At 41.4% G+C, this 12981-nt stretch carries 8 protein-coding genes; 6 read left to right on the top strand and 2 right to left on the bottom strand.

Going from position 1 to position 12981, the window contains the following annotated elements:
- Position 1 precedes the first annotated feature (1 nt).
- Complete coding sequence (gene rcsB / locus PSI14_RS06460; RefSeq protein ID WP_273575097.1) at positions 2-652, top strand: response regulator transcription factor RcsB; 651 nt, start codon at positions 2-4, stop codon at positions 650-652.
- A gap of 67 nt (positions 653-719) precedes the next feature.
- Here rcsB and rcsC read toward each other — a convergent pair whose 3' ends face one another.
- Complete coding sequence (gene rcsC, locus PSI14_RS06455) at positions 720-3569, bottom strand: two-component system sensor histidine kinase RcsC (RefSeq protein WP_273575096.1); 2850 nt, start codon at positions 3567-3569, stop codon at positions 720-722.
- A gap of 189 nt (positions 3570-3758) precedes the next feature.
- The gene (gyrA, locus tag PSI14_RS06450) at positions 3759-6392 is read right to left on the bottom strand and encodes a DNA topoisomerase (ATP-hydrolyzing) subunit A (RefSeq protein WP_273575095.1); all 2634 of its coding nucleotides are present in this window, start codon (positions 6390-6392) and stop codon (positions 3759-3761) included.
- 209 nt (positions 6393-6601) lie between these two features.
- Here gyrA and ubiG point away from each other — a divergent pair, with 209 nt between their 5' ends.
- The 5 genes from ubiG (at position 6602) to PSI14_RS06425 (ending at position 12713) form a co-directional block, all read left to right on the top strand.
- Positions 6602-7336 (top strand): bifunctional 2-polyprenyl-6-hydroxyphenol methylase/3-demethylubiquinol 3-O-methyltransferase UbiG, encoded by a 735-nt coding sequence (ubiG, locus tag PSI14_RS06445; protein ID WP_273575094.1) that lies wholly within the window; start codon positions 6602-6604, stop codon positions 7334-7336.
- 406 nt (positions 7337-7742) lie between these two features.
- Positions 7743-10034 (top strand): class 1a ribonucleoside-diphosphate reductase subunit alpha, encoded by a 2292-nt coding sequence (gene nrdA / locus PSI14_RS06440; RefSeq protein WP_273575093.1) that lies wholly within the window; start codon positions 7743-7745, stop codon positions 10032-10034.
- A 12-nt stretch (positions 10035-10046) separates the two neighbouring features.
- The gene (nrdB, locus tag PSI14_RS06435) at positions 10047-11177 is read left to right on the top strand and encodes a class Ia ribonucleoside-diphosphate reductase subunit beta (protein WP_273575092.1); all 1131 of its coding nucleotides are present in this window, start codon (positions 10047-10049) and stop codon (positions 11175-11177) included.
- A 1-nt stretch (position 11178) separates the two neighbouring features.
- Positions 11179-11445 carry a class I ribonucleotide reductase maintenance protein YfaE gene (yfaE, locus tag PSI14_RS06430; RefSeq protein ID WP_273575091.1) on the top strand — a complete coding sequence of 89 codons (267 nt, stop codon included), beginning with the start codon at positions 11179-11181 and terminating at the stop codon, positions 11443-11445.
- Between the two features lie 401 nt (positions 11446-11846).
- Entirely contained in the window at positions 11847-12713 is an 867-nt protein-coding gene (locus tag PSI14_RS06425; protein WP_273575090.1) for a DUF817 domain-containing protein, read from the top strand.
- The last annotated feature ends 268 nt before the right edge of the window (positions 12714-12981 follow it).

The following is a 12981-nucleotide window of genomic DNA, read 5'->3' as shown; positions in this document are numbered from 1 at the left end:
TATGAAGAACCTTAATGTCATTATTGCCGATGACCATCCTATCGTTTTGTTTGGCATCCGCAAGTCACTTGAACAAATTGAGTGGATTAATGTAGTCGGTGAATTTGAAAATTCAACTACACTCATTAATAGTTTGCCACATATAGAAGTAGATGTTCTTATAACAGATTTGACAATGCCCGGGGATAAATATGGTGATGGCATCACTCTGATAAAATATATTAAACGCCATTATCCTAGATTGGCCATCATTGTCCTTACAATGAACAATAACCCGGCTATTTTAAGCGCTATACTTGAGCTTGATATTGAGGGAATAGTGTTAAAGCAAGGAGCACCAACCGATTTGCCTAAAGCCCTTTCTGCTTTGCAGAAGGGTAAGCAATTTACGCCTGAAAGTGTTTCTAAGTTATTAGAAAAAGTAAATGCCAATGGATATGGGGATAAACGCTTATCTCCTAAAGAGAGCGAGGTTCTACGTTTATTCGCAGAAGGTCTTCTTGTTACTGATATTGCTAAAAAACTTAATCGGAGTATTAAGACCATCAGTAGCCAGAAGAAATCAGCCATGCTAAAACTGGGCGTTGATAACGATATTGCATTGCTTAACTATTTATCTTCTGTCACCATCGACAAAGATATTGGTAACTAATCAATGTGTTATATTTTTTAATGCAGAATCGGTAACAGTGGTTATCGATTTTGCATTATTGAATTAATCAATATATTCGAGTTTTGATATCACTGTATTTGATTAATGTTTCTTTTAATATAGCCAGTGATACAGGCTTTGATAGGCAGTCATTCATTCCTGCACTAACACACCGCTGTTTTTCTTCTGCTAATGCATTGGCAGTAATGCCGATAATTGATTTAGTATAATTTCTGCTCCTCAAATATTGAGCAAGTTCATATCCATCCATATTTGGCATGTTGACATCCGTTAGAATAATATCTATTGGATTATTTTTCAGGTATTCAATAGCATCAATACCATCGTTAGCCATTGATGCACTAAACCCTATTGAATTTAATTGGTCGACCAGCAAATTTCTATTAATAGGATGGTCATCAACTACCAATACTTTAACTGTATTCAGGCGACTATCAGCTTGTATGGTTTTAGTTGACATAGAAGGTGTTAATGCAGAAACGGTTGGCAAAAAAGCATGTTCTGTCAAAAGATTATCCAGCATACTATCCAACTCACTCAGTTCATAAGTGTTATATAACCAATAATTTTTTCGAATTTGTTCTGGTGGACCAATATGTTTTTCTGATACTTCTATAAAGTAGTATACAGAAATGTTTGGTTTATTAGCCTGATCGCTAATTAATATTTCTGTGCCATCTATTTTGCTTTCGTTATAGAGGGAGACTTGGAAATAATTCTGTGCGAGAAAGTTTTGCAAATATTTTTCCAGAAACTCATTGCTAATGTACAACAAAATCCTATTTTTTGTCCGTTGATTGAATAATGGTTTGGCATGATATTTCGTCCCATATAAAGGGATACGAATGGAAAAGATACTGCCAACATATTTTTGTGAAACGAATTCAATATCACCATCCATCAAGTTAACCAATTTTTCACAAATAGCCAGTCCTAATCCTGTACCATGTGAAGTGTTTTCCCTATTGGCGCTAATTTGAAAAAATGGTTCAAATAATTGAAGTTGTAATTTATCTTCAATTCCAATACCCGTATCTTTGATGCTGATGTGCAGATAGCCATGTCTTGTTGTAACTTCAATAACGACGCAGCCAGATGCTGTGAACTTGATCGCGTTGTTAAGTAGATTAGAGATGATTTGTTGGAGTCTTACCGGATCGTTGAGAATGATGTCGGGAACTTCTGGTTTAATATAGCAATATAAACCCAATCCTTTTTTTGCTGTGAGGGGAAGGTAGTTTGAAATCACATGAGAGATTATCTCTCTACAACTGAAATCTTTCGGTTCAATTTTTAATTGATTAGATTCTATTTTAGAAAAATCGAGAATATCACTGATGATTTTTAGTAACAATGATGATGAGTTATTCATCGTTGCCAGTAATCGTGCAGAATCTGACGATAATGAATGAGACTGCATGAGTTCCAGATTGCCAATTATTCCATATAGTGGTGTTCTTAGCTCATGACTAACGGTTGCAAGAAACATCGATTTTGCCTGATTGGCTTGTTCTGCTGCTGAAGCCATTTCCTGTAAAGATTTTTCCATTTTTACACGGGTACTGACATCTATCAGTACACAAATTGCGACTTCTTCATTGCGATAGCGTGAGTGTACGAAACTAATTTGTAGGTGATTATTGTTACTGGTGACGACATCAATATAGCTGCTTGTTTTATCGCAAATGATGTCGACAATGCGTTTTTGATCTTCATACGTCAGCATCCGAGTATAGTTATGCGCTAACTCATTACTCAGAATATTAGCACCATCACTGACTCTTAAGATGCTGATCCCCACAGGGGCTGAGGCGACAATTTTATGGTTAAATTGTTCATGTTCTTCAAGGCGGATTGCGTTGTCTTGGGCTGGCGAAAACATTTTTCTTTCAAATAGCCAAACCAAAAAGATGATTGATATCGCAGAAATAATATTTAATACAATACTATGCATTATATTGGTTTTTAATTCATTATAAATAGTTTTTAATGGTAATGAATAGGCAATGTATAATGTTGAGGGTGATAAACGCCGTATTAATAACAAGGAGGTAAAGTCTTCATCGTAACCAAAATAAGGTGATTTCATATTCTCGAATGGGAACTTTCTACTATTTTTTGCTGGATATTCTAATAAAAGCTGATTTGATTCATTTAGTAGCGCGGTATGGATAGGCCGCTCCCTTTTGAATAAAAAGTTTTCTAGCATGATAGTTTTTTCGAGACCTACTATACCAATCATTTTCCCATTAAGATAAACAGGAGTAATAACATAAATAGTACCATTATCTATTCTTGCATTGGGCAAAATCCAAAAGATAGTTTGTTCTTTTGCCTGTTCTTTCATATTTTGTAGCTTACGGGTGTTTTCATAGATTATCTTTTTTAGCTTATCTGGCTCCATCATATTGTTGTTAGAGTATAGATGCACCATGCAATAGCTTGAGGTTTCAACGAAAAAAATCTGACTTATTCCTCGCATACCAGCAAGAGTATCTTTCCAAAATAAAAGTTGTTTACTCACTGGGATTAAATAACTATGTGTGCTTTCACGTAAAAGATGACAATTGGAATTTGTATTTAGGGGAATGTATGAGGTAATAGGTTTATGAGGCGTTGGTGTAACAGTTAGATCTTTTGCATCTTCTCGTGATAAAAATTTTTCAGTCATAAATTGAATATCACGCAGGACACTGGTGATATGTCGCATATAAGAAAACGTTGTGTCATAGTTACTATTATAATCTTGGCGAATATCTGATTTAACCCCATTAAAAAGATTTGCTAAATAAAAACTAGTTAATAAGGCGCCGAGTGCCCATAACATAAATCCAAGCACCCGAAAAAGGTAGCGGGATATCTTTAATGACGTTCGGAAAGAGGATAGATATCTCAAGAGATCGCCTGATGGAAAACATGATTAATAATACTGATTACAGCATATACTAGTGTAGCAGGGAATACAAAGTAGCATTTAGTTATTACTGGTTCTCGCTAAAAAATTATGCAAAAAAGCAGACACTAAGTGCCTGCTCTATTGCTGACAGCTATGCAGCTGAATCATAATAAAATAAGTGAATTACACTTAATTTACTGAATCATTATGTTCTTCATCAGAAGAAATTGCTGTATTACCATCCTCATCTTCGTCATCAGGCTCAGCTACACGTTGTAGGCCAACAACTTTTTCGTCTTCTGCGGTACGGATCAGCGTGACACCTTGTGTATTACGACCAACAACACTGACTTCAGACACACGGGTTCTCACTAATGTACCTGCATCAGTAATCATCATGATTTGATCAGTTGTCTCTACTTGAATTGCACCGATCACATTGCCGTTACGTTCGCTGACTTTAATTGAAATAACGCCTTGGGTTGCTCGGGATTTTGTCGGGTATTCGCTTTCGGCCGTACGTTTGCCATAACCATTTTCGGTAACGGTCAGAATTTCTCCTTCCCCACGAGGAATGATCAGCGAAACAACTTTATCACCTTGACTGAGTTTGATACCACGAACTCCAGTTGCGGTGCGTCCCATTGCACGTACACCTTTTACGCGGATAGTACCGTCTTCCAGCGTTTCTTCCTCTTCTTCAAGGAAACGAACGACTTTACCCTGTGCAGAGAACAGCATGACTTCGTTGCTGCCATCTGTCAGGTCAACACCGATTAGCTCATCTCCTTCATTCAGGTTCACTGCAATGATGCCGGCACTGCGTGGACGGCTGAATTCGCTGAGTTTGGTCTTCTTCACAATACCACTTGCTGTTGCCATGAAGATATTCAACCCATCTTCATATTCACGCACTGGTAAAATGGCTGTAATACGTTCGTTCTGATCCAATGGCAGAAGGTTGACAATTGGACGACCGCGGGCACCACGGCTCGCTTCCGGCAACTGATATACCTTCATCCAGTACATCTTGCCTTTATTTGAGAAGCAGAGAATGGTGTCGTGGGTATTGGCTACCAGCAAACGCTCAATGAAATCTTCTTCTTTGGTACGTGCAGCTGATTTGCCCTTGCCGCCACGACGCTGTGCTTCGTAATCAGACAGTGGCTGGTATTTGACGTATCCCTGATGGGATAGTGTGACCACAACATCTTCCTGAGTAATCAGGTCTTCAATGTTGATATCTGCTGAATTCTCAGTCAGTTCAGTCCGACGGGCATCGTTATACTGCTCTTTGATAACCAGCAGTTCTTCACGAATGACTTCCATCAAGCGTTCTGGGTTTTCCAAAATGAACAGGAGTTCAGCAATAGCTTTCAGCAGTTCACGATACTCATCAAGCAGTTTTTCATGCTCAAGCCCAGTCAGTTTTTGCAGACGCAGATCCAAAATGGCCTGTGCTTGCTGTTCGGTCAGATAATATTTACCGTCATGGATACCGTACTGTGGTTCCAGCCATTCAGGACGGGCAGCATCGTCACCAGCTTGTTCCAGCATAGCGGCAACATTGCCTAACTCCCACGCTTGAGAAATCAAGCTGGCTTTCGCTTCAGCAGGAGTAGAAGCGCGCCGGATCAATTCGATAACAGGATCGATGTTTGCCAGAGCAATGGCCAGTGCTTCAAGGATATGGGCACGTTCGCGAGCTTTACGCAGTTCAAAAATAGTCCGGCGCGTGACTACTTCACGGCGATGGCAAACAAACGCGGAAAGGATATCTTTCAGGTTGAGTAACTTAGGCTGTCCTTGATGCAGGGCAACCATGTTGATACCAAATGAAACCTGCAATTGAGTCAGTGAATACAGATTATTCAGGACAACTTCACCAACCGCATCACGTTTTACTTCGATAACGATGCGCATTCCATCTTTATCGGATTCGTCACGCAGTGCACTGATTCCCTCAATACGCTTCTCTTTTACCAGCTCAGCCATTTTTTCGATCAGTCGGGCTTTATTGACCTGATAAGGGATTTCATTGACGATAATGGTTTCGCGGCCATTTTTCTCATCAGTTTCAATTTCTGCGCGGGCGCGGATATAGATTTTACCGCGACCTGTACGGTAGGCTTCCTGGATGCCGCGACGCCCGTTGATAATAGCAGCCGTAGGGAAGTCTGGACCCGGGATATATTCCATCAGGCCTTCAATACTGATGCTTTCATCATCAATATAAGCCAGACAGCCGTCGATCACCTCAGATAAGTTATGAGGTGGAATATTGGTTGCCATACCGACCGCAATCCCTGATGAACCATTCACCAGCAAATTGGGAATACGGGTTGGCATTACCTCGGGGATTTGCTCTGTGCCATCATAGTTAGGCACAAAGTCGACAGTTTCTTTTTCTAAATCTGCCAGCAATTCATGGGCAATTTTTGCCATGCGCACTTCGGTGTAACGCATCGCTGCCGCAGAATCGCCATCTACTGACCCAAAGTTCCCCTGACCGTCAACCAGCATGTAGCGCATGGAGAATGGTTGTGCCAGACGAACAATCGTGTCATAAACAGCGCTGTCACCATGTGGATGGTATTTACCGATAACATCCCCAACAACGCGGGCAGATTTCTTATAAGGTTTATTCCAATCATTTCCCAATACATTCATCGCGAAAAGTACGCGGCGGTGTACTGGCTTCAGTCCATCCCGAACATCTGGCAGTGCGCGTCCAACAATAACGGACATCGCATAATCCAGATACGAGCTTTTCAGCTCTTCTTCGATATTGACCGGTGTGATTTCTCTGGCAATGTCGCTCATGGAGCCACTGTCCCTCATACTCCGAATTCAAAGGCTTAGAATTATACCACAAATTGACAGTTTTATAAAAACCTGATGCGGGTATTTCAAGATTAAGGCATGTATAATAGTTTTCTATCACACATCCCCATAATACTGTTACATTTTCTGTGAATCAGTTTTCTGTGCACCAGTTTTCTGTGAAGCAGTTCCTAGGAGCGATATTGCTGATGAACGTCAAAACTCCCGATTCACACTCTCAGTCCCATGCTAATGTGGATCAGCAGGAAATCGAAAAATTTGAAGCCGTTGCTTCTCGTTGGTGGGATCTGGAAGGTGAATTCAAGCCGTTGCACCGTATCAACCCACTGCGTTTGAGCTACATTTTGCAACATGCTGACGGCCTTTTTGGTAAGAAAGTGCTGGATGTCGGATGTGGCGGCGGCATCCTGTCAGAAAGCATGGCACGCGAAGGAGCGGAAGTGACAGGGTTGGATATGGGTTTTGAGCCCCTGCAAGTTGCCCGTTTGCATGCGTTGGAATCCGGCGTTTCCGTTTCTTATGTCCAGGAAACGGTAGAAAGCCATGCTGAGCAGCACCAGAATGCTTATGATGTCGTGACCTGCTTGGAAATGCTCGAACATGTGCCAGATCCTGAGTCCGTGGTTCGTGCCTGTTCCAAATTAGTAAAACCCGGTGGTCACGTATTCTTTTCAACGATTAACCGAAACCGGAAAGCGTGGTTGATGGCTGTTGTTGGTGCTGAATATATATTGAATATGGTGCCAAAAGGCACACATGATGCGAAAAAATTCATTCGTCCTTCTGAACTGATTAGCTGGATTGATAAGACTAGTCTGAAAGAGCAACATATCATTGGATTACATTACAATCCGTTAACAGACAAATTTCGACTTGGGCACAATGTAGACGTGAATTATATGCTGCACACTCAATCTGCCTGACTAAGATCGCTAAGGGATTAATAAAGCGGCAATTAGATATTTTTTTTAAGATTTTATTTTCCCCGTTATGCCGATAGCCTTATGAAAGTAACATCAAGTAACTACGCAGGTTATCGGCTTTTTGCCAAAATTAATCCTCAAGTTATCCACAAAACTTCTCGATCTTGTACACTTGATAAAACTCGAATTTAACATTATCTTGTTATTACCGTTTTAATCACCCCCTATATATTGTGTTTCTTGTCACCTTGTAGTAGCAACAGTAATAGCGAAAACAGTAGCGAAATAGTAGTGGATTGTAGCTAACCCCTGACTGGCTCTCTGCCATTCTGGGTGCATCGTGCTGTCAAGAGGTCAAGGAAAGCGATATAGGCAAGATACGAAAAGAGAGAAGGTGTATTTTCCCATGAACCAGAGTCTGCTAGTTACCAAACGTGATGGACATAAAGAACAAATTGATCTTGATAAAATTCACCGGGTTGTTGCCTGGGCTGCCGAAGGTCTGAAAAATGTCTCAGTATCACAAGTAGAACTGCGTTCCCAGATTCAATTTTACGATGGTATCAAAACATCTGATATCCATGAAACCATGATCAAAGCGTCGGCTGACCTGATCTCCGGTGATGCTCCTGATTATCAGTATCTGGCAGCACGTCTGGCGATCTTCCACCTGCGTAAAAAAGCCTACGGTCAGTTTGAGCCACCTGCGCTGTATGATCATGTCGTAAACATGGTTAATTTGGGTAAATACGACAAACATTTGCTGGAAGACTATTCCCAAGAAGAATTCGAGCAAATGAATAGTTTTATTGATCATTTGCGTGATATGAATTTCTCTTATGCAGCGGTCAAGCAGCTGGAAGGGAAATATTTAGTACAAAATCGTGTAACTGGTGAGATTTATGAAAGTGCTCAGTTCCTTTACATTCTGGTTGCTGCGTGCTTGTTTTCCACTTATCCAAAAGAAACGCGTTTGGGCTATATCCGTCGTTTCTACGATGCGGTTTCCACCTTTAAAATTTCACTGCCAACGCCAATCATGGCGGGGGTTCGTACACCAACTCGTCAATTCAGTTCCTGTGTTCTGATTGAGTGTGGTGATAGCCTGGATTCAATCAATGCGACATCCAGCGCAATTGTTAAATATGTTTCCCAGCGTGCCGGCATTGGCGTAAACGCGGGTCGCATCCGTGCATTGGGCAGCCCAATCCGTGGTGGTGAAGCTTTCCATACCGGTTGTATCCCATTCTACAAACATTTCCAGACTGCGGTGAAATCTTGTTCTCAAGGTGGCGTTCGTGGTGGTGCGGCAACGTTGTTCTATCCGCTTTGGCATCTGGAAGTAGAAAGCCTGTTGGTACTGAAAAACAACCGTGGTGTTGAAGGCAACCGCGTTCGTCACATGGACTACGGTGTACAAATTAACAAACTGATGTATGAGCGCCTGATTAAAGGGGGCGATATTTCTCTGTTCAGCCCGTCTGATGTTCCGGGATTGTATGATGCATTCTTTGCAGATCAGGAGGAATTTGAGCGCCTGTATACTCAGTATGAAAATGACAGCAATATCCGTAAAGAGCGCATTAAAGCCGTTGAACTGTTCTCATTGATGATGCAAGAACGTGCTTCAACAGGCCGTATTTATATTCAGAACGTTGACCATTGTAATACTCACAGTCCGTTTGACCCGGCTATTGCGCCTGTTCGTCAATCGAATTTGTGTCTGGAGATTGCACTGCCAACTAAGCCATTGAGCGATATAAACGATCAGGCGGGCGAAATTGCACTGTGTACGCTGTCTGCCTTCAATTTGGGAGCCATCGAAAATCTGACTGAGTTGGAAGAGTTGTCGGAGTTGGCTGTCCGTGCTCTGGATTCCTTGCTGGATTACCAAGATTATCCAATTGTCGCCGCAAAACAAGGTTCTATGGGGCGTCGGACTCTGGGTATTGGTGTAATTAACTTCGCTTACTATCTGGCAAAACATGGCGTACGTTATTCTGATGGCAGTGCGAATAACCTGACTCATAAAACATTTGAAACTATTCAGTACTATTTGCTGAAAGCCTCAAATGAACTGGCGAAAGAGAAGGGTGCTTGTCCGTGGTTTGGTGAAACCACTTATGCACAAGGTATTTTGCCGATTGATACTTACAAAAAGACACTGGATAGCCTGACCAACGAGCCTTTGCACATGGATTGGGAAGCTCTGCGCCGTGACATTCAACAATACGGCCTGCGTAACTCAACATTGTCTGCCTTGATGCCGTCAGAGACCTCTTCGCAGATCTCTAATGCGACCAACGGCATTGAACCACCACGTGGTTATATCAGTGTAAAAGCATCCAAAGACGGTATTCTGCGTCAAGTCGTACCAGATTATGACCTACTGAAAGGGGCTTACGAGTTGCTGTGGCAAATGCCGAGCAACGACGGCTACCTACAGTTGGTAGGGATCATGCAAAAATTCATCGATCAGTCGATTTCTGCCAATACTAACTATGATCCGGCACGTTTCCCTAATGGCAAGGTTCCGATGAACCAATTGCTGAAAGATTTACTGCTCGCTTACAAATATGGTGTGAAAACATTGTATTACCACAATACCCGTGATGGAGCAGAAGATGTTCAGGGTGATCTGGAAGAAGTTGTTGAGTCAGCGGATTCCGATTGTGAAGGCGGCGCGTGTAAGATTTAATTTGAGGAAGCTATGTCCTATACTACTTTTTCGCAAGTAAAAAATAATCAGCTACAAGAACCGATGTTTTTCGGTCAGTCTGTTAATGTGGCGCGTTTTGATCAGCAAAAATATCCTATTTTTGAGAAGTTGATCGAAAAACAACTCTCCTTCTTCTGGCGTCCAGAAGAAGTGGATGTTTCCCGAGATCGCATTGACTATAACGCGCTGCCGGATCATGAAAAGCACATTTTCATCAGTAACCTGAAATACCAGACGCTGTTGGATTCCATTCAGGGCCGTAGCCCGAATGTGGCTTTTCTGCCATTGATTTCCATTCCTGAATTAGAAACATGGATTGAAACGTGGTCGTTTTCAGAAACGATTCACTCGCGTTCTTACACGCACATTATCCGTAATATCGTTAACGATCCTTCTATCGTATTTGATGATATTGTGGAAAACGAACAGATTCTAAAACGCGCAAAAGACATTTCCGCGTATTACGATGATCTGATCGAAATGACCAACTATTATCATCAGTTGGGTGAAGGAACATTTGATGTTGCGGGCAAAACTATCACTGTTAGTTTGCGTGAATTGAAAAAGCAACTTTACTTGTGTTTGATGAGCGTTAACGCTTTGGAGGCTATCCGCTTCTATGTCAGTTTTGCGTGCTCATTTGCTTTTGCTGAACGTGAATTAATGGAAGGTAACGCCAAAATCATCAAACTGATTGCCCGTGATGAAGCACTACACTTAACGGGAACACAGCACATGTTAAACCTGTTGCGCTCTGGTCAGGATGATCCTGAAATGGCGGAAATCGCCAAAGAGTGTGAACAAAAGTGCTATGACCTGTTCGTTCAGGCAGCAGAACAGGAAAAAGAGTGGGCTGATTATTTATTTAAAGATGGTTCCATGATTGGCCTGAACAAAGATATTCTGTGCCAGTATGTCGAATATATCACCAATATTCGTATGCAGGCAGTTGGCTTGAAGCTACCGTTTGAAACTCGCTCCAATCCGATCCCATGGATTAATGCGTGGCTGGTTTCTGATAATGTTCAAGTGGCTCCACAGGAAGTCGAAGTCAGCTCTTACTTGGTTGGTCAGATTGATTCGGAAGTCAATACTGAGGATCTCAGCGGTTTTGAACTCTGATATGGCTGATTACAAAGTCACCCTGCCGTCACGGCAGGGTTTATATATCCGTTATTCTTCAGGCTTCCACGGTAATTTGTTGGAAGCGCTGGAACACAGTAAAGTTCAGCTCGAATACCAATGTCGACAAGGGTATTGCGGTTCTTGTCGTGTCCGTTTGGTGAAGGGGAAAGTCGGATATCCTTGTAAGCCATTAGCGTTTGTCAATGAAGGGGAAATTTTACCTTGTAGCTGTTATCCACTGACAGATATTGAAATTGAACCATAATTTCTCTTTAGTTAACGCTGTCTTATTGGTAAGCAAGATATATCCTTAATTTTCGAGTTGCAATTTTGCAACCTGAAACCCAGTGGATATAGGAAATTTGTTCATATTATTGCTGCAACGATCTTCGGATTGTTCTTGACTGTGGGCATATTTATCATCACAAAGATATGTTCACATCATCCATCATATTTTCTTACCTTTATTCTATCCGAAGTTGTTTTATGACACTCTGTGCCATAATATGTGGTTTTTATACTTGGTTCTAAATTGCGCTATTTGCTCAGAAATGGGTGAGTCATAAGGTGCTGGTGAATGGTTACTCAAATCCTGCTAGAATTCGCGGCGTGAAATAGACATTATCGTAGTGAATTGACAATAAATAACATCAACAGGTTAATTAAATGGAAAGCAGGTGCCAGAAACTGAATGTGCTGCATAAAGTTGATAACTTCTTAATGGCTCATAAGCCCAATAACAGCACAGGTGTTAAGCGATTTATTTTAGAGTTTCTTTTCTTTGGATTGATTAATGCACGCTCGTGCTTATTTGCCGGTTTCTTTTTTTTGGCTTTATTTTTGGTTCCAGCAAAAGGCATCGTGGGCATACCGCGTTATGATGTGCTATTAGTATTTGCAGTGACCTTTCAAGCATTATTAATACGGTTAAAACTCGAGACATGGGATGAGTTGAAAGCGATCTGCGTCTTCCACTTAGTCGGTTTTATAATGGAGCTATTTAAGACTTCAGCATCTATTAGTTCATGGCAATATCCTGATGCTGCGTTTACTAAGCTTTGGGGAGTCCCACTATTTACAGGTTTTATGTATGCGGCCGTGGGGAGCTACATTATACAGTCATGGCGTTTTTTTAAGGTACGCATTGAGCATTACCCACCGTATTGGATGGCAACATTGGTGGCACTGGCAATTTATATCAACTTCTTTAGTCATCATTATATTGATGATTATCGCTGGTACTTAACTGCTTTTATTTTCGGTTTGTATGCACGTGGTACTGTTTTTTATACGCCGTTGGATAGAGAATGCAGAATGCCACTATTACTTGCTTTTATACTGATTGGTTTTTTTATTTGGTTGGCGGAAAACTTCGGGACCTTCTTTGGGATCTGGCAATACCCGAATCAATTAGGCGCTTGGTCTGTTGTTCATGCAGGAAAATGGGGAGCATGGTCATTATTGGTGGTTGTTACCTTTACGATTGTAGTTCACCTTAAACATATCAAAGCGAATGTGGCAATTGCCCGTTAATCTACAACAGCGTTATCCCAACAGGCCTCTGGCTCGCTCTCATGTCATCACAGCTGAGTCACTAACCGGACAAAGGTTTTAACAAAAAGAAAGCGAGATAGAAAATAAAGTTTGCTATATCAGTGAAGATGTGAGTTAATAGCGCCATCGGTTTGGAAGTACAGACCTATTTATGACAAGCAAGTTTAAAGCAGTTCACCATTAAGCGTTATCTTAGATATCCCTTCATTGCGAATTCCTTCTAATTAGTTCCCATAAGTACGTACAA

Origin of the sequence: Xenorhabdus anantnagensis, assembly GCF_028598555.1 — a bacterium.
Taxonomy (GTDB): domain Bacteria; phylum Pseudomonadota; class Gammaproteobacteria; order Enterobacterales; family Enterobacteriaceae; genus Xenorhabdus; species Xenorhabdus anantnagensis.
The sequence above is the reverse complement of the archived record's forward strand: the minus strand, read 5'-3'. Positions and strand labels throughout refer to the sequence as shown.